The organism is Stenotrophomonas sp. 109824_Sma, from assembly GCF_056480025.1.
Window position 1 is genome coordinate 688,369 of sequence record NZ_CM151078.1, and the last position, 16,949, is coordinate 705,317.

The following is a 16,949-nucleotide window of genomic DNA, read 5'->3' on the forward strand; positions in this document are numbered from 1 at the left end:
ATGACGTATTTCCTGCCGCGCCGGGTGCCACGCCCGCGCCTGCACGGCAGGCGCGCGGCCGGACTGTCGCTGCTGGAAATGCTGCTGGTGATCGCCCTGATCGCGGCGATCGGCCTGATCACGGCCGCCGGCCTGTCGCGCGGTTTCGCCGGCATGCAGCTGCGCGCCGCCGGCAAGGACATCGCCAACCAGCTGCGCATGGTGCGCGCGCAGGCAATCGCCCGCGGCGAGCCGCAGCGCTTCGTGATCGAACCGGCACGGCGGCGCTGGGAGGGGGCCAACAATCGCCACGGTGAGGTGCCGGCACAGCTGCAGGTGCAGTTCGAAGGTGCCGCCCAGCTGGCCACCGCGCCGGGGCAGGGGGTGATCGAATTCCATCCCGATGGCGGCTCCAGCGGTGGCCGCATCCGGTTGCAGCGCGACGGTGCCGAATGGCGCGTCGACGTCGGCTGGCTCACCGGCGAGGTCCGCTCCGGTCCCTGGCGGGCGCAATGAAGCGGCGCGCGCGTGGCTTCACCCTGCTGGAAGTGATCATCGCCTTCGCCCTGCTGGGCCTGGCGCTGACCCTGCTGCTGGGCAGCCTGTCCGGCGGCGCAAAACAGGTACGTGATGCCGAGCTGCGCACGCGCGCGGTGCTGCATGCACAGTCGTTGCTGGCCGAGGCCGGCATCGACGCACCGCTGCAGGTGGGTAGCCAGCAGGGTGACTGGGAACAGGGGCGCTATCACTGGGAACTGCAGGTTCAGCCGTGGGTGGAACCACGCGCCGGCAATGTCGTGCAGGCCACGTCACCGGGCACACCATGGCTGGCAGAGCTGCAATTGCAGGTGCGCTGGGGTGACAGCGAGCGCGAGCAGCTGCGCTGGCGCAGCCTGCGCCTGTTACCGCCCGACCTGGAGAATGCACGGTGAGGCGCCGCACCGCAGGTTTCACCCTGGTCGAAGTGATGCTGGCCACCGTGCTGCTGGCCGGCGGCCTGGCATTGGCCTTTGCCAGCGTGCGCTCGGCGATGGCGGTCAGCCAGCGCGGCGAGCAGATCGCCGCCGAGAGCGAACGCATGCGCGCGGTCGAGTCCTTGCTGCGCAGGCAGCTGGCGGGCGCGTTGCGCACCCCGCTGGAGGTTCCGGACCCCACCCGCGAACCGATCTTCTTCCAGGGGGAGGAGCAACGCATGTTGTTCGCCGCCGACCTGCCCGGATACCTCGGCCGTGGCGGCCCCTACCTGCACGCGCTGCAGGTCGACGGACGCGATGGCCAACAGCGCCTGCTGCTGGACCTGGTGCTGCTGCAGGAAGGCGAGCGCATCGCCGAGAATCCGCCGCGCCCGCCCGAGGTGCTGGTGGAGAACCTGAAGTCGGTGCAGCTGCGCTATCGCGGCATCGACGCCAGCACCGGGCAGGTGACCGACTGGTTGCCGCGCTGGGATGACACCCGCCGCCTGCCGATGCTGGTGGAAATCCAGATCGTGCCGTCCCGGGGCGCGCCGTGGCCGCCGCTGGTGGTAGCGCCGCGTGCCGGTGGCAGTGGAGGCGCACGATGAGCCGTCAGCGTGGGGCGGCCTTGGTGCTGGTGCTGTGGCTGATCGCGTTGATGACGGCGCTGGTCGGTGCGTTCGCGCTGAGTGCACGGGTCGAGCACCTGCAGCAGCGCGTGCTGGACGACGATGCACGCGGGCAGGAACGTGCGCGCGCCGGCCTCGAATACGCCCTCCTGCGTCTGTCAGCCGATCCGCAACGGGCGCCCTGGCGTGCCGATGGCCGTACCTACCGCTGGCAGTTCGACGACGCCAGCATCGAGATCAAGGTGCTGGACGAGAACGGCAAGATCAACCTGAACCTGGCCGATGCGGCGCTGCTGACCGCCTTCCTCAAGGCGCTTGGCGAAGACGATGCACAGGCCCGGCAGTTGGCCGGGGCCATCATCGACTGGCGCGACGAGGACAGCCTGCTGCAGCCGGGCGGTGGCGCCGAAGCGCAGGACTACGCCGCAGCCGGATTGCCCTACGGCCCGCGCAACAAGCGGTTCGAGACCCTGGGCGAGCTGCAGCGGGTACTGGGCATGCGCGGCCCGCTGTACCGGGCGATGCTGCCGCACCTGACCCTGTACAGCCGCCAGGCACGGCCGGATCCGCAGTTCGCCAGCGCGCCGGTGCTGACCGCGCTGGGCCTGGATGCGGACATGGTGATGGCGCAGCGCGCACAGCAGGAGCGTGATGCAGATTCCGCTGGTGGCACGACAACGCTTGCCAGCAGCAGCGGCACCTATAGTATCGAGTCCGGTGCCATCGACAGCAGTGGACGCAGGTCGGTGTTGCAGGCAGTGGTACGCAGTGGCTCGGGCGGGGTTCCCGGGCGGACCTACACAGTGCTTCGCTGGGAGCAGGGAATGACGGCAAGATGACGGCGTGGCAGGACAGTCTGCGGCAGGTGCAGGGCCGGATCGGCCCGGGCGCTGGCCGTTTCCTGCGCTGGTGGCGGCAGTCGCTGCTGGCCTGGGTGCCGGTGCGCTGGCAATGGGCATTGGGCTGGGGCCAGGCACGCCTGCTGCTGCAGCACGAGGGCGACCAGCTGCAGGTCTGGCGTGAAGCCGGCGAACGCCGCGAAGCGGTGGCGCGCCTGCCGTGGCCGCTGTCACCGGCGGACCTGGACCGCGTGCTGGAGCCTCGCCTGCGCACTCTGCCGCGGGTGTGGCTGCTGCCGGCGGCGGATGTCCTGCGGCGTAGCCTGCGCCTGCCCGCTGCAGCGGCCGACCGCCTGCGTGCCGTGGTCGGTTTCGAGATCGACCGGCAGACCCCGTTCGAATCGTCCCAGGTCAGTTATGACGTGCGTGAACTCGGCGCGGGCGGCGAAGGCCAGCTGCAGGTCGAACTGGTGGCGTGGCCATTGCGGCAACTGGAAGCATGGCGCACCGGCGTGGGCCCATGGGCCGATGCGCTGGCGGGCGTCGATGCCATCGATGCGCAGGGCAACGTGCTGCAGGTGAACCTGCTGCCGCCCCCGCAGCGCCAACTGCGGCCAGACCCGATGCGGCGCTGGAACCTGCTGCTGGCAGTGGCTGCCGTCGTGATGCTGGTACTGGCCGCGGTGCAGCTGCTCGACAACCGCCAGGCCGCGGCCGACGAGCTGCGTGCACAGGTCGAGCGCAGCGCGCGCAGTGCGCGTGGCGTGGCCAGCGAACGCGCGCAGCTGCAGGCGCTGATCGATGGCGCCGCATTCCTGGAGAAGCAGCGCAGCCAGCGCGCCGGTACCGTCGAGATCTGGAACGAACTGACCCGGCGCCTGCCGGAAGGTACCTACCTGGAAAAGCTGGCGATCGAGAACAACAACCTGCAGCTGATCGGCCTGAGCCGCGAGGCATCGCAGCTGGTGCAGCTGCTGCAGGACGCACCGCAGTGGCGCAAGGTCAACCTGACCGGGGTGCTGCAGGCCGATGGCGCCGCCAGTGGCCGCGACCGCTTCACCATGACCGCCGAACTGCAGCCGTTGCCGGCCGCCGCACCGACCCCGGAGGCGGCCGATGCCGATGCCAAGCGCACGCCGTGACCGCTGGCTGGCGCTGGCACTGCTGCTGGCAGTGCTGGGCCTGGCCTATCTGCTGCTGGTGCACCCCTGGTTCACCCAGCCGCTGCGTGCGATCGATGCCGATGTCGCCGCCCTGCGCGAACGCGAGTCGCGCGTGCAGGCGCAGCTGCAGCAGCAGCCGCAGATCGAACAGCGCCTTCGCGCTACCCGCGAGGCACTGCAGCAGCGGCCGGGCTTCCTGCGCGAAGCCACTGCCGAAGCTGCCGCCGCTGCATTGGGCGCCCGGCTGCAGGATGCGGTGGCGATGGCCAGCCCGGGCAACCGCAGCTGCACCATCAGCAACCGCACGCCGCTGACCGACAACCGGCGCGATGCCGAGTTCGTGCGCGTCGCCATGCAGGTGCGCCTGCGCTGTGGCGTGGCCGAACTGGCCACCGTGCTGCACAGCCTGGAAACCGGCAGCCCACGCCTGTTCGTCGACAACCTCAACCTGATCGCGCAGCGCTTCCAGCAATCGCCGAACGAATCGGGGCTGGGCCTGGACGTGTCCTTCGAGCTGGCCGGCTACCTGCTGCCAGGCGCCGCCGCCGATGGCACGGTACCGGCACCCGCTGCGGCACCGGTACCGGCACCGGCACCGCCTGCGTCGCCGGCCGAGGCCGCACCTGCGCCCCACCCGGCGCCCCCGTCCGAAGGACAGGAGGTGGCCGATGAAGCTTGAGCAGATCAGCCTGCGTACCGGCTTCCTGCTGGCGCTGGCCGGTTGGGCGGCCGCCGTCTGGCTGGCGACCGGCTTCGGGCTGGGCAGCCATCTGCCGGGTGCCGGCGGTGATGCCGATGCCGCGCCATCGCTGCCATCGCTGCCGCCGCTGGCGGCCGAGCGCATGGCCAGCGCCGACAGCTACAGCGCCATCGGTGAGCGCCCGCTGTTCGCCGAAGACCGCAGGCCGCGGCCCTATCTGCTGGGTGGCAGCGAACCGGCGGCCAGCGCCGCGTTGCGCCTGACCGGTGTGCTGCTGACCGGCGATTTCGGCATGGCCACGTTCACCACCGAACAGAACCGCTCGCTGCGCCTGCGCCTCAACGGCGAAGCCGTGGATGGCTGGCAGCTGGTGGCGCTGCAGCCGCGCCAGGCCACGGTGATCGGCCCCGGTGGCAACCAGGTCCTCGAACTGGCGGTGTTCAACGGCCAGGGCGGTGAGCCGCCGACGGTGCTGCGCGGAGCAAATGGTGCACCGCCTGCAGGCGCGATTGTTGTGCCGCCCTCGGCGGGCGCTCCGCCGGCGCCGCCACCGGCCGCCGCAATCCCATCGCCGTCGCCCGCTGGCAATGCACCAGCGCCTGCGGCGGCCGCTGCAAAAACACCACCGGCCAACAACAACGGTCCCAGCGAAGCGCAGATGCAGGCCATCCGCGAACGCATCCAGGCCCGTCGCCGCCAGCTGCAGCAACAGCAGCAACAACCGTCGCCGCCCCCGGGCGATGGCACCAACCGATAGAGTGAATGCATGAACCTGCGTTTTCTTCCCTGGTCCTTTGCCCTCGCGCTGCTGGTCGGCTGCAGTACGGTGTCCGCGCCGCACGTGCAGCGCAACGGCAACCTGTCGCCCAGCGCCGACGCCGGCCAGGCGGCCGACGTCGCTGCCGATGCCGCCCGTGAAAGCCAGGGGGCACCGCAGGCGGTGATCCGTCGCGGTACCGGCACGATGATCAACCGCGAGGCCGCGCGTGCGCCGGCACCGGCGCTGCACGGTGCCAGTACCGGCGAGGCGACCTTCAACTTCGAAGGCGAATCGCTGCATGCGGTGGTCAAGGCCATCCTTGGTGACATGCTTGGCCAGAACTACGTGATCGCACCGGGCGTGCAGGGCACGGTCACCCTGGCCACGCCCAAGCCGGTCTCGCCGGCGCAGGCACTGAACCTGCTGGAGATGGTGCTGGGCTGGAACAACGCGCGCATGGTCTACAGCGGTGGGCGCTACAACATTGTCGCCGCCGACCAGGCGCTGGCCGGCACGGTCGCGCCGAGCACCGCGCCGGCAGCCAGCGCGCGCGGCTTCGAAGTCCGCGTGGTCCCGCTGCAGTTCATCTCCGCCACCGAAATGAAGAAGGTGCTGGAGCCGTACGCGCGTCCCAACGCCATCGTCAACGTGGACAGCGGCCGCAACGTGATCACCCTGGGTGGTACCCGCGCCGAACTGGAAAACTACCTGCGCACCGTCGAGATCTTCGATGTCGACTGGTTGTCCGGCATGTCGGTGGGCGTGTTCCCGATCCAGTCGGGCAAGGCCGAGCAGGTCGCGGCCGACCTGGAAAAGGTGTTCGGTGAAGAGAGCAAGACGCCCAGCGCCGGCATGTTCCGTTTCCTGCCGCTGGAGAATGCCAACGCCGTGTTGGTGATCACGCCGCAGGTGCGCTACCTGGACCAGATCCAGCAGTGGCTGGATCGCATCGACACCGCTGGTGGCAGCGCCCGCCTGTTCTCCTATGAGCTGCGCTACATCAAGGCACGTGATCTGGCCGAGCGCCTCAGCGAGGCCTTCGCCAGCAGTGGCAACCGCGGCGGCTCCAGCCCGGCCTCGCTGGCACCGGGCGCCATCCCGTCGCAGCTGGGCGGTGACGGCGATCGTGGAATGGACAACGCCAACAGCAACCTGGGGTCGACGCTGGGCGGAAGCAGTGGCAGTGGCAGCAGCAATGGCAGCCTGAACCTGCCGCAGCGCCAGCCCGGCAACGTCAGTGTCAGCCTGGAAGTGGAAGGTGACCGCGTCGGCGTGTCGGCGGTGGAGGAAACCAACACCCTGCTGGTGCGCTCGACGCCGCAGGCCTGGCGCTCGATCCGCGAGGTGATCGAGAAGCTGGACGTGATGCCGCTGCAGGTGCACATCGAGGCACAGGTGGCCGAAGTGGCGCTGACCGGTGACCTGAAGTACGGCGTGAACTGGTTCTTCGACAATGCCGTGGCCGGTCGCACACTGACCGGCGCGCTCAGCGGCCTGACCCTGCCGCCGGCCGCTGCGGGTGCCTGGAATACCTTCGCGGGTGGCGTGACCGGCAATGACGGTGTGGGCTGGGCATTCACCGGCCACAACGCCGCCGCCGTGGTCAGCGCACTGGACAAGGTGACCGACCTGCGCCTGCTGCAGACGCCATCGGTGTTCGTGCGCAACAATGCCGAAGCCACGCTCAACGTCGGCGACAAGGTGCCGATCAACACCACCACGGTGAACACCGGTGTGGGCACCAGCACCTACAGCTCGGTGCAGTACATCGACACCGGCGTGATCCTCAAGGTGCGCCCGCGCGTGACCCGCGACGGCACCGTGTTCCTGGACATCGTGCAGGAAGTCAGCAGCGCCTCGGACGTGCCGGAAGCCTGCAACCCGACCGAGCGCAACTGCAACCCGCGCATTTCGACCAAGAAGCTGTCCACCGAAGCGGCGGTGCAGAGCGGCGACACCATCATGCTGGCGGGCCTGATCACCGATTCGGCCACCGACGGCAGCAGCGGCATCCCGGGGCTGAGCAAGATTCCGGTGGTCGGTGCGTTGTTCGGTCAGAAGACCCGCACCAGCCGTCGTTCGGAAGTGATCGTGCTGCTGACCCCGACCATCGTCCGCAACAGCCAGGAATCGCGCAACCTGACCGACGAGTACAGCAAGCGCTTCCGCGCGATGGAGCCGCTGAACCAGCCGCGCGCGAAGAAGTAAGGGGTTTACGGCCGGGCTGCGCCCGGCACCCGCAGAGGCCGGAGCTGGAGCAACAGCAACAGCAACAGCAACAGCAACAGCGGGTTTACTGAGGGAGGGCAGGGCGGTGTGGGTTGTCAGGACACGCCGTAAACCCGTCCCTGGGGGCTCGATGGCGCCATCCATGGCGCCAACGGTCCTGCCAACCCACACCGCCCCGCCTCTGACAGATTCCCGCGGCTGTTGGTAGGTGTCGACCTTGGTCGACACGGTAGATCCACGCCATGCGTGGATGAATGTCTGTCAGATTTCGAAATCAGGAAATGGGGTCAGATCCGTTTTCCTCTGGAAAACGGATCTGACCCCAGCCTTTGCCGGCAGATCGCAGAAATCTGTCGAAGGCGGGGTGGGTCCGGTTGCGGGGGTGTCCGCGGCATGGATGCCGCGGCCAAGCCCCCAGGGATGGGTTTACGGCGTCCCCCGCAACCGGACCCACCCCGCCATTCCCCAGGAACCCGCTCTCGCTCTTGCTTCGGCTCTGGCCTCTGCAGGTGCCGGGTGCAACCCGGCCGATACCCTCCCGGTGCTACGCTGTGGCCACCGACAACCACGGAGGCGGGATGGGGGCGATCGTGTTGTTGCCGCTGTGCGTGGACGATGCCGCGCTCGACCGCTGCCTGGCCGCACTGGATGCCGGCACGGCGCCAGGGACCGCGGTCTGGTTGGCCGATGACGCGCAGACCGGGCCGCGCGCGCAGGCGGTGGTGGAACACTGGTTGGCGCATACGCCGCTGCAGGCCGAGTACACCCGGCGCGCGCGGCCACTGGGCGAAGTCGCCCATCTGGACGAGATGCTGCGCGCCTGCGATGGCCTGGACGTGGCCGTGCTGGCGCCGGACAGCGTGCCATCACCCGGCTGGTTGCAGCAGTTGCAGGATGCCTTCGCCCGCGATGCCGCGATCGCCACCGCAACCCCCTGGTGCAATGCCGGCGAGACCGCCGCGTGGCCACGGCTGGGCGAGATCAATCCCGAGCCCCAGGACCCGGCCCTGCTGGCGCACACCTGCGCCACGTTGCCGACGCTGCACCCGGAGCTGCCATCGGCGGTCACCCACGCGGTGCTGGTGCGCGGCAACGCGCGCCGTCGTGCCGGTGGCCTGGACGTGGACAGCTATGCCGGCTGGAACGCGGCACTGGTCGACCTCAGCCTGCGCATGGCCGGCCTGGGGTGGCGCAACGTGCTGTGCGAGACCGCCTTCGTCAGCCGGGCAGGGGAGGCGATCAGTCGCGATGGCGATCTGGAGGCCCTGGCCGCGCGCTGGCCGGCCTGGGTCCCGCGGCTGGCCGATTTCCTGATGCACGACCCGCTGCACGGGCTGCGCGCCGACCTGCAGCAGCGCATGCGGCAGGCGATAATGCCGAAGGAACAGGGCGACCTGTTCGTCCCGTCCGCGCCGGAGCCATCCGTTTGAATGTTGCCATTGCCGCCATCGTCGTCACCTACCAGAGTGGCAGCACCATCGATGCCTGCCTCTCGCGCCTGCGCCAGGCGCAGGATGTCGCCGAGATCCGGGTGATCGACAATGGTTCGCTGGATGGCACGCTGGACATCGTGCAGCGGCATGCCAGCCACGATCCACGCGTGCGCTTCGTCGGCAACCCGGACAATCCCGGCTTCGCCGCCGCCAACAACCAGGGCGTGGCCGACTCGCACAGCCCGTGGCTGGCCTTCATCAACCCGGACCTGATGGTCGAGCCGGACACACTGGCCGAACTGCGCTCCCGCGCCGAAGCGCTGGGCGACTGCCTGCTGGGCGTTGAACAGGTGGACGAGCATGGTCATGCCGACGAGGCGGTGCGCCGCCGCGACCCGGATTTCCTGATGATGCTGCGTTCGCCCGGAAAGGGCTCGAAGCTGGCGGTTCCGCGAGAACCGCACCAGCCGCTGCAGCGGGTCCCTGCGCTGTCCGGCGCACTGCTGATGATGCCGCGCGCGCTGTTCGACCGTATCGGTGGCTGGGACGCGGGCTATCGCCTGCACGCCGAGGACCTGGACCTGTGCCGGCGCGCACGCGAGGCCGGTGCGGTGGTGGCGATCGCCAACGACCTGCAGGTCACCCATGTGCGCGGTGTCTCCAGCCGCTCACGGCCGTTCTTCGTGGAATGGCACAAGCACAGGGGCCTGTGGCGTTACTTCCAGAAGTTCGAGGCCGGGCAGCGTTCGCTGCCGGTGCGCGCGGCGGTATGGGCTGCGATCTGGGCGCATGCGCTGATGCTGGTGCCGAGGCTGCTGCGCAGGTCGCTGTAGCGCCCAGGAGCATCCATGCATGGCGTGGATCTACCAATGCTGTTCCCCGTGAGCCGAGCGTGGCCGCAGCCACCCCGGTTCACCCTGCCGGGCGCATAATCCGCCCCATGCCTATCATCCAGTCCCTGCTCGACACCGACCTGTACAAGTTCACCATGATGCAGGCGGTGCTCCACCAGCACCCCGGCGCCCAGGTGCAGTACCGGTTCAAGTGCCGTACGCCCGGTATCGACCTGGCAAGCTACATCGACCAGATCGACGAAGAAATCGACCACCTGTGCAACCTGCGTTTCAGCGACGCAGAGCTGGACTACATGCGTGGCCTGCGCTTCGTGAAGCCGGACTTCGCCGATTTCCTCGGCCTGTTCCACCTCGACCGCAAGTACATCCAGCTGCGCGCGTCGAAGGCCGTGCCCGGTGAGATCGAACTGGACATCACCGGCCCCTGGCTGCACACCATCCTGTTCGAAGTGCCGCTGCTGGCGATCATCAACGAAGTCTGGTTCCGCAACACCACCACGGCCGATTTTGCCGAAGGCGAGCGCCGCCTGCAGGCCAAGGCTGCACTGCTGCGCGATACCCCCGGCTTCGAACAGTGCCGCATCGCCGACTACGGCAGCCGCCGCCGCTACTCGCGGGATTGGCATGCCCGTCTGCTGCCGCTGCTGCGCGACGCGCTCGGCCCGCAGCTGGTCGGTACCAGCAACGTTCACTTCGCGCGCCTGTACGGCATGACGCCGCACGGCACCATGGCCCATGAGTACCTGCAGGCGTTCCAGGCCCTCGGCCCGCGCCTGCGTGATTCGCAGGTGGCGGCACTGGAATCGTGGGCGCGCGAGTATCGCGGCGATCTGGGCATCGCGCTGTCCGACGTGGTCGGCCTGGACGCGTTCCTGCGCGACTTCGACATGTACTTCTGCAAGCTGTTCGACGGCGTGCGCCATGACTCCGGCGATCCGTTCGACTGGGGCGACCGCATGCTGGCGCATTTCCAGCAGCGCCGGGTCGATCCGCGCAGCAAGGTGCTGGTGTTCAGCGATGGGCTCGACATCGCCAAGGTGATGCGCCTGTACGACTACTTCCGCGGTCGCTGCCAGGTCGCGTTCGGCGTCGGCACCCACCTGACCAATGATCTGGGCCCGACGCCGCTCAACATCGTCATCAAGATGGTCCGCTGCAACGGCCAGCCGGTGGCCAAGCTCAGCGATTCGCCGGGCAAGAGCATGTGCGACGACCCGGGTTACCTGGCCTACCTGCGCCAGGTCTTCGAGTTGCCGCAGCCGGAGTAAGACCGGCCTGCAGGGCTTACAGGTAGTCGACGACCACCAGGTAAGCGCCCTGCAGCGGCTGCTGCTTCGAAGCCTGCACGCTGTAGCGCTCGGAGAAGGCGATATCGCCGGCACGCATCGCGCTGGCCGACACCGACAGCTTCTGGCCCTGGCGCTTGCCATCGCGCAGCGTCGCGGCCTGGCCATCGGCCAGCGCCGTTACGGCCACCGTCGAGCCCTTGGCCGACGGCGGGCAGGCCGCCAGGCTCAGCTCACCCTGGGACAGGTTCGTCGTGCAGCCCGGCTCGGCGATGCGGCCGCTGAAACGGATGCTGCCGCTGCTGGCCTGGGCCAGCGCACTGACGGACATCAGGGCCACGCACAGCAGAATGGAATTCCTCATGACACGTTCTCTGGTTCGGTGTGTCCTAGTTAGCGACAGGTTCGATCCGCCTTTAATAGGACAAATCCGAATCTGCTAGGGCCATCACCAAGAAAGAGTGATGCGCATCAAATAAGCTGATTTCCACCTGAAAAAGGCCTGTTTCCGCGCCTGCCGAACGCGCCGCTCAACGCGTCATCCACGGTCGTCTGTGACCTGGCCGCCCCGCCGTCAAATCGTCCACGCGCCTCTGACTCCGATTCCGCCTACCACGTCACATTTAGGGCGTCAATGAATTGGCGTTCAGAAAAATAATGAGACTTTCATCACAGTTGTGCATATACTTGCGTCACGGATTCAGGGGAAGGTATGTCCGAGTCCGGCCACAGGTGAGACGCAAGGATGGGTCTTGTTAGCCCGGCAGTGCTCCTTGCTTCCTCCTCTACTTCTCATCTCTTCAGTAGGGTTAGGTAAAAGCGAATGCACAAGATCAATCTCATTGCCGCTCTGATGCTGGCCGCCGCTCCGCTGGCCGCCAACGCCGCCGACGGCACCATCACCTTCAATGGCAAGGTGACCGACAAGACCTGCACCATCTCGACCCCGGGCGGCAAGGACTTCGCCGTCAACCTGCCGACCGTGTCCAAGAACACCCTGGCCACCGCCGGTGCCGTTGCGGGCCGTACCCCGTTCGCCATCAACCTGACCAAGTGCAGCGCCGGCAACGTCGCCACCTACTTCGAGCCGGGTTCGACCGTCGACTTCAACAGCGGCCGCCTGGTCAACCAGGCCTCGGCCAACGCTGCCACCAACGTGCAGCTGCAGCTGCTGGGCTCGAACAACCAGTTCCTGCCGATCAAGGCTGCCGGCGCTGGCCTGGCCCAGACCAACTCGCAGTGGGTCACCGTCGGCACCGACGGCTCGGCCGATCTGAACTACTACGCTGAGTACTACGCCACTGCCGCCGCCACCCCGGGCGACGTCACCAGCAGCGTCAAGTACACGATCATCTACAACTGATCGTCGTCGTACCCGCATTGGCCGGCGTACGCGCCGGCCAGTGCTTCGCGGCCCCTGGCCACACCCCTCGAGCGTAGTACTTCCGATGAAAGCAATCTTTCCCCGGGCGCTGCTGCTGGCAGCGTTCACGCTGCCCTTCTGCCAGAACGCTCTGGCCGGCGTGGTGGTCAACGGCACGCGAGTGATCTATCCGGCGCAGGCGCGCGAAGTCACCGTGCAGGTCGACAACGTGGGCGATTCGCCGGCGCTGGTCCAGGCCTGGATCGACAGTGGCGACGCCAACCAGACCGCCGACAACAGCGATGCCCCGTTCGTACTGACGCCGCCGATCGCGCGCGTCGAACCGGGCCGCAGCCAGGCGCTGCGCGTGATCTTCTCCGGTGCGCAGCTGCCGACCGACCGTGAGTCGGTGTTCTGGCTCAACGTGCTGGATGTGCCGCCGTCGCCCGACAACGCCGACAGCGGCGACCAGAATTACCTGCAGGTCGCGTTCCGTTCGCGCCTGAAACTGTTCTACCGGCCGCAGGGCCTGAAGGGCGTCGCCAACGACGCGCCGGCAGCGCTGCGCTGGACCCGCACTGGCGATCGCCTGCGGGTGGAAAACCCCAGCCCCTTCCACGTCACGCTGGCCGAAGTGCATGCCGTGACCGGCAGCAGTGAAAAGACCGTCGAGGACAAGGGCGCCATGGTCGCGCCGAAGCAGAGCCTGGAGTTCACCGCACCGGCGGGCTCCGACCAGGTGCGCTTCATCACCATCAACGATTACGGCGGTCGGGTGGAGCACAAGGTCCGCCTCGGCAGTACCGGGGGCTGAACGCGCCGCGCCGGCCATGGGCCTGCGCATCCCGCCACCGCCGCCGTGCGGCGAATTGAAGGAATGTCAGTGTGATCGGAAACAGATTGACATTGTCGATCCACCAGGCGATCTGCCTGCTGGTTGCTGGCGTGGCCTGCCCAGGATGGGCGCTGGCTGCGCCGGCCAATCTCGGCGAACAGGCGCTGATGGCGCAGAGCGGTGCGGCCAATGCGCGTGCACCCGAGTCGGCCCAGTTCAACTCCAGCTTCCTCTCCGGCCAGGCCAAGCAGGTCGATCTGGCGTCCTTCACCAATGGCAACCCGATGGTGGCCGGCACCTACCGCGTCGACGTCTACGTCAACGGTGGCTGGCAGGGCCGTCGCGATCTGCAGTTCAAGGCCGATGAGCAGGGCCGCGTCGACGCCTGCCTGCCGCTGCCGATGCTGGAAGAAATGGGTGTGGACAGCGAGGCCGTGCTGCTGCAGCAGGACCCGACGCTGCCGACCGACAAGACCAGCTGCGTGCCGGTGCAGCAGCGCATGGCCAATGCCTACGGCATCTATGACAGCGGCAACCTGCGCTACGACCTCAGCATTCCGCAGGTGTTCCTGCGCCGCGAGGCGCGCGGCTACGTCAATCCGTCGCTGTGGGACCGCGGCATCAATGCGGGCTTCGTCGGCTACAGCTTCAATGCCATCGACAGCGACAGCCGCGTCGAAGGTGGCCAGCGCAACCGCAGCGCCTACCTCGGCCTCAACGCCGGCCTCAACCTGGGGGGCTGGCAGTTCCGCCACGATTCCAACCTGACCTGGTCCGAAGGCAACGGCCGCCACTGGCAGAGCATTGCCACCTATGCGCAGCGCGGCATCCCGCAGGTGCGCGGCATGCTCACCATTGGTGAGGCCTACACCACTGGCGAACTGTTCGATTCGATCGGCTACCGTGGTGCCAGCCTGGCCAGCGACGACCGCATGCTGCCCGACTCGCTGCGCGGTTACGCGCCGGTCGTGCGCGGCATTGCCGAAACCAACGCGCGCATCGAAGTGCGCCAGAACCAGCAGCTGATCTACTCCTCCACCGTATCGCCGGGCAGCTTCGTCATCGACGACCTGTACCCGACCGGCTACGGCGGCGACCTGGAAGTGAGCGTGATCGAGGCCGACGGCCGCCGCCGCGAATTCAAGGTGCCGTTCGGTTCGGTGCCGCAGATGCTGCGCGAAGGCGTGTCGCGCTACTCGTTGACCGCCGGCCAGGTGCGCAACAAGCTGCTGGCCGATGAGCCGTGGCTGGTGCAGGGCACCTACCAGCGTGGCATCGGCAACCAGTTGACCCTGTACGGCGGCAGTGCGCTGAGCGAAGGCTACCTGTCGCTGCTGTACGGCGTGGGCCTGTCCACGCGCATCGGTGCTTTCGCCGCCGACGTCACCCACGCACGGACCTCGTTCGACCACTACGGCGACCATACCGGCGCCAGCGTGCGGTTGAGCTACAGCAACATGATCGGCGAGACCGGGACCAACCTGACCTTGGCCGCCTACCGCTATTCGACCGAAGGCTTCTACAGCCTGCAGGACGCGCTGTATGGCCGTGATTCGGACAAGCGCGGCATCGATCCGACCACCCGTGGCCGTCAGCGCAGCCAGTTCCAGGTGACCCTGAACCAGCCGCTGGGCCGCCGTGGCGGTGCGCTGTACGTGACCGGTTCGGTGCGTGACTTCTACGACCGTTCCGGCACCTCCAAGCAGTACCAGGTGGGCTACAACAACGCCTGGCGCTCGGTGAACTACGGCTTCTCGGCGCTGCGCACCGAAGAAGGCGTGCTCGGCCGTTCCGACACCCAGTACCTGCTGTCGATGAGCGTGCCGCTGGGCCGTGGCACCCACCCGGTGTCGTTCAGCGCCGACCTCGGCGCGCGCGACCGCGGTGGCTACGACAACAGCCGCGTCGGCATCACCGGTTCGGCCGGCATCGACAACAACTTCAGCTACGGCGCAGCCCTGTCCGATTCCCGCGAGGGTGGCACCACCGCGATCGCCAATGCCGAATACCGCAGCCGCTACTCCGCGCTGAACGCCACCTACAGCCACTCGCGTGATTTCCGCCAAGCGTCGGTCGGCGCCAACGGCAGCGTGGTGGTGCATCCGGGTGGCTTCACCTTCACCCCGCAGCGTGGCGACACCATGGTGCTGGTCGAAGCGCCGGGCGCGCGCGATGCGATCGTCAGCAACGCGCCGGGCCTGCGCGTCGATGGCCGCGGCTACGCCGTGGTGCCGTACGTGTCTCCGTACCGTCTCAACACCGTCACCCTCGATCCGCAGGGCATGGCCCACGACGTCGAACTGGAGAGCACCAGCCAGTCGATCGCGCCGTTCGCCGGTGCCATCAGCTACCTGCGCTTCGATACCCGCAAGGGCAACGCGCTGCTGATCCAGGTGCGCAACGCCGATGGCCGCAGCATGCCGTTCGGTGCGCAGGTCAAGGATGAGCAGGGCCAGCCGGTGGGCATGGTCAGCCAGGGCGGCCGCCTGTACGTGCGCAGCGAGCACACCCAGGGCCGCCTGCTGGTGGAGTGGGGCGCCGGTGCCGACCAGCGCTGCACCATCGATTACCAGGTTCCGGCGGGCGCTGATGCGTCCAAGACCGGCTTCATCCCGCTGGAGGCAGCATGCCGATGATTTCTTCCCGTGGCCGCAAGGCGCTGGCCGCGCTGGCCGTACTGGGCGGCGTGCTGCTGGCACAGCAGGCGAGCGCCGCCTGCCGCATCCAGAACAGCTGGTTCATCGCCCAGGACGTGACCATGGACATGGGCCAGATCGTGATCCTGCCCAGCACCCCGGTCGGTGGCGTGATCAAGGAAATCAGCGAACCGATCACCCAGCAGAACAGCGTTGCCCGCTGCGATTCCTGGACCGGCGGTCGTTCGATCGGTGAGTACGTCAATGCGGCGCAGAAGCGCCCGGTGGCCGGCTTCTCGAACGTCTATGAAACCGATGTGGCAGGCGTCGGCATCCGCCTGTACCGCGATTCGGGCGCGATCCAGACCTACTACCCGCACTCGATCAACTTCGGTGGCGGTTCCGTGGTCAGCCTCATCGGTGGCCAGTTCCGCATCCAGCTGATCAAGACGGCTGCGCAGACCGGCTCGGGCGTGATCGCGCCGAACGGCCGCTTCACTACGTACTACTTCGACGGCGATGGCCCCGGGCGCCCGGTCCTGACCTCGACCTTCAAGGGCTCGGGCACCACCGTGGTCAGCCCGACCTGTGAAGTGCAGGCCGGCAGCCGCAACATTGCCGTCGATTTCGGCAGCGTGCCCAACACCACCTTCACCGGTGTCGGCTCCAAGGCCGTTGATCGCGACTTCGAGATCCGCCTGAACTGCCAGGGCAGCAACGTCGCCGCCTATCAGAGCAAGATCGGCATCCGCCTCGATGCCGACCAGGACAGCTCGAACATGCCGGGCGTGCTGAAGCTCAGCGCGGCCAGCAACAGTGCCACCCGCATCGGTATCCAGATGGTCCAGCGCGATGGCAGCACCGAGCGTGAAGTGCGCTTCGGCCAGACCATCAACGTCGGCACCACGGCGCCGGGTACCAGCGTCATGGCGCTGCCGCTGCGCGCGCGCTACGTGCAGACCCAGGCCGGTACGGTCGGCGCCGGTGTCGCGAACGGCCAGGCCACGTTCACCATCCAGTACGAGTAAGCCGGCTCCAGGCCACGCCCCTGCTGCGTTCCACCGCAACGTCGCCCGTTCCACGGGCGGCGTTGACTGCGTCTTGATCCTGCAACGATGAAGATCGATGCCACGACGCGCATGCAGACGCCTTAGTGTGATGTATGTCGCGAATTTGGAGTTTCCTCATGAGGTGACCGTCTCCTGCCTGCGGGTATTGGACGGCAACGCCGAAAGGATCCAGACGTGGCTACTGCTGTTTGCCCCCTTCCGCGCCGGCCTTCGGAAGCGC

The 16,949-nt window shown here is 67.9% G+C and carries 16 protein-coding genes; 15 read left to right on the forward strand and 1 reads right to left on the reverse strand.

Annotated elements, in window-relative coordinates; translation table 11 throughout:
* The 11 genes from xpsH to pncB all read left to right on the forward strand — a co-directional run bounded on the left by xpsH (position 1) and on the right by pncB (position 10,807).
* Positions 1 to 495 (forward strand): type II secretion system protein XpsH, encoded by a 495-nt coding sequence (gene xpsH / locus ACZK1G_RS03135; RefSeq protein WP_049443106.1) that lies wholly within the window; start codon positions 1 to 3, stop codon positions 493 to 495.
* Positions 492 to 911 carry a type II secretion system protein XpsI gene (xpsI, locus tag ACZK1G_RS03140; RefSeq protein WP_049443107.1) on the forward strand — a complete coding sequence of 140 codons (420 nt, stop codon included), beginning with the start codon at positions 492 to 494 and terminating at the stop codon, positions 909 to 911. Before xpsH ends, xpsI begins: the two co-directional genes overlap by 4 nt.
* Positions 908 to 1,540, forward strand: coding sequence for a type II secretion system protein J (locus ACZK1G_RS03145; RefSeq protein ID WP_049443108.1), 633 nt, complete (start codon positions 908 to 910; stop codon positions 1,538 to 1,540). Before xpsI ends, ACZK1G_RS03145 begins: the two co-directional genes overlap by 4 nt.
* The gene (locus ACZK1G_RS03150; protein WP_014035936.1) at positions 1,537 to 2,400 is read left to right on the forward strand and encodes a type II secretion system minor pseudopilin; all 864 of its coding nucleotides are present in this window, start codon (positions 1,537 to 1,539) and stop codon (positions 2,398 to 2,400) included. The genes ACZK1G_RS03145 and ACZK1G_RS03150 overlap by 4 nt, the downstream gene beginning before the upstream one ends.
* Entirely contained in the window at positions 2,397 to 3,542 is a 1,146-nt protein-coding gene (locus tag ACZK1G_RS03155) for a PilN domain-containing protein (protein WP_049443109.1), read from the forward strand. The genes ACZK1G_RS03150 and ACZK1G_RS03155 overlap by 4 nt, the downstream gene beginning before the upstream one ends.
* A complete protein-coding gene (gene gspM / locus ACZK1G_RS03160; RefSeq protein WP_049443110.1) occupies positions 3,517 to 4,242 on the forward strand; it encodes a type II secretion system protein GspM in 726 nt (241 codons plus the stop codon). Before ACZK1G_RS03155 ends, gspM begins: the two co-directional genes overlap by 26 nt.
* Positions 4,232 to 5,020, forward strand: a complete 789-nt coding sequence (locus ACZK1G_RS03165; protein WP_049443111.1) for a hypothetical protein — start codon at positions 4,232 to 4,234, stop codon at positions 5,018 to 5,020. The genes gspM and ACZK1G_RS03165 overlap by 11 nt, the downstream gene beginning before the upstream one ends.
* Positions 5,021 to 5,029: 9 nt before the next feature.
* Entirely contained in the window at positions 5,030 to 7,231 is a 2,202-nt protein-coding gene (gspD, locus tag ACZK1G_RS03170; RefSeq protein ID WP_119007455.1) for a type II secretion system secretin GspD, read from the forward strand.
* A 599-nt stretch (positions 7,232 to 7,830) separates the two neighbouring features.
* Positions 7,831 to 8,682 (forward strand): glycosyltransferase family 2 protein, encoded by an 852-nt coding sequence (locus ACZK1G_RS03175; protein ID WP_049443113.1) that lies wholly within the window; start codon positions 7,831 to 7,833, stop codon positions 8,680 to 8,682.
* Positions 8,679 to 9,518, forward strand: coding sequence for a glycosyltransferase family 2 protein (locus ACZK1G_RS03180; RefSeq protein ID WP_049443114.1), 840 nt, complete (start codon positions 8,679 to 8,681; stop codon positions 9,516 to 9,518). The genes ACZK1G_RS03175 and ACZK1G_RS03180 overlap by 4 nt, the downstream gene beginning before the upstream one ends.
* Positions 9,519 to 9,625: 107 nt before the next feature.
* Positions 9,626 to 10,807, forward strand: coding sequence for a nicotinate phosphoribosyltransferase (pncB, locus tag ACZK1G_RS03185; protein ID WP_049443115.1), 1,182 nt, complete (start codon positions 9,626 to 9,628; stop codon positions 10,805 to 10,807).
* A gap of 16 nt (positions 10,808 to 10,823) precedes the next feature.
* Here the strand turns inward: pncB and ACZK1G_RS03190 are convergent, their stop codons facing one another.
* Positions 10,824 to 11,189: a hypothetical protein gene (locus ACZK1G_RS03190; RefSeq protein WP_014645902.1), complete on the reverse strand. Its 366-nt coding sequence runs from the start codon at positions 11,187 to 11,189 to the stop codon at positions 10,824 to 10,826.
* Positions 11,190 to 11,648: 459 nt separating this feature from the next.
* On the opposite strand from ACZK1G_RS03190, the gene ACZK1G_RS03195 reads away from it, so the two are divergent.
* From ACZK1G_RS03195 to ACZK1G_RS03210, 4 genes are all read left to right on the forward strand, one after another.
* The gene (locus ACZK1G_RS03195; RefSeq protein ID WP_049443116.1) at positions 11,649 to 12,188 is read left to right on the forward strand and encodes a fimbrial protein; all 540 of its coding nucleotides are present in this window, start codon (positions 11,649 to 11,651) and stop codon (positions 12,186 to 12,188) included.
* Positions 12,189 to 12,273: 85 nt separating this feature from the next.
* Positions 12,274 to 13,002: a fimbrial biogenesis chaperone gene (locus ACZK1G_RS03200; RefSeq protein ID WP_014035946.1), complete on the forward strand. Its 729-nt coding sequence runs from the start codon at positions 12,274 to 12,276 to the stop codon at positions 13,000 to 13,002.
* A gap of 92 nt (positions 13,003 to 13,094) precedes the next feature.
* Positions 13,095 to 15,659, forward strand: a complete 2,565-nt coding sequence (locus ACZK1G_RS03205) for a fimbria/pilus outer membrane usher protein (protein ID WP_049443117.1) — start codon at positions 13,095 to 13,097, stop codon at positions 15,657 to 15,659.
* On the forward strand, positions 15,650 to 16,687 hold the full coding sequence (locus ACZK1G_RS03210; protein WP_014035948.1) for a fimbrial protein: 1,038 nt from the start codon (positions 15,650 to 15,652) through the stop codon (positions 16,685 to 16,687). Before ACZK1G_RS03205 ends, ACZK1G_RS03210 begins: the two co-directional genes overlap by 10 nt.
* Positions 16,688 to 16,949: the final 262 nt, after the last annotated feature.

Excerpts from the sequence above, each read along its gene's own strand:
- ACZK1G_RS03195 (WP_049443116.1), top strand. The coding sequence starts at position 11,649 with ATGCACAAGATCAATCTCATTGCCGCTCTGATGCTGGCCGCCGCTCCG.
- gspD (WP_119007455.1), top strand. The coding sequence starts at position 5,030 with ATGAACCTGCGTTTTCTTCCCTGGTCCTTTGCCCTCGCGCTGCTGGTC.
- ACZK1G_RS03175 (WP_049443113.1), top strand. The coding sequence starts at position 7,831 with ATGGGGGCGATCGTGTTGTTGCCGCTGTGCGTGGACGATGCCGCGCTC.
- ACZK1G_RS03210 (WP_014035948.1), top strand. The coding sequence starts at position 15,650 with ATGCCGATGATTTCTTCCCGTGGCCGCAAGGCGCTGGCCGCGCTGGCC.
- xpsI (WP_049443107.1), top strand. The coding sequence starts at position 492 with ATGAAGCGGCGCGCGCGTGGCTTCACCCTGCTGGAAGTGATCATCGCC.
- ACZK1G_RS03150 (WP_014035936.1), top strand. The coding sequence starts at position 1,537 with ATGAGCCGTCAGCGTGGGGCGGCCTTGGTGCTGGTGCTGTGGCTGATC.
- ACZK1G_RS03190 (WP_014645902.1), bottom strand. The coding sequence starts at position 11,189 with ATGAGGAATTCCATTCTGCTGTGCGTGGCCCTGATGTCCGTCAGTGCG.
- ACZK1G_RS03155 (WP_049443109.1), top strand. The coding sequence starts at position 2,397 with ATGACGGCGTGGCAGGACAGTCTGCGGCAGGTGCAGGGCCGGATCGGC.
- ACZK1G_RS03165 (WP_049443111.1), top strand. The coding sequence starts at position 4,232 with ATGAAGCTTGAGCAGATCAGCCTGCGTACCGGCTTCCTGCTGGCGCTG.
- xpsH (WP_049443106.1), top strand. The coding sequence starts at position 1 with ATGACGTATTTCCTGCCGCGCCGGGTGCCACGCCCGCGCCTGCACGGC.
- gspM (WP_049443110.1), top strand. The coding sequence starts at position 3,517 with ATGCCGATGCCAAGCGCACGCCGTGACCGCTGGCTGGCGCTGGCACTG.
- pncB (WP_049443115.1), top strand. The coding sequence starts at position 9,626 with ATGCCTATCATCCAGTCCCTGCTCGACACCGACCTGTACAAGTTCACC.
- ACZK1G_RS03200 (WP_014035946.1), top strand. The coding sequence starts at position 12,274 with ATGAAAGCAATCTTTCCCCGGGCGCTGCTGCTGGCAGCGTTCACGCTG.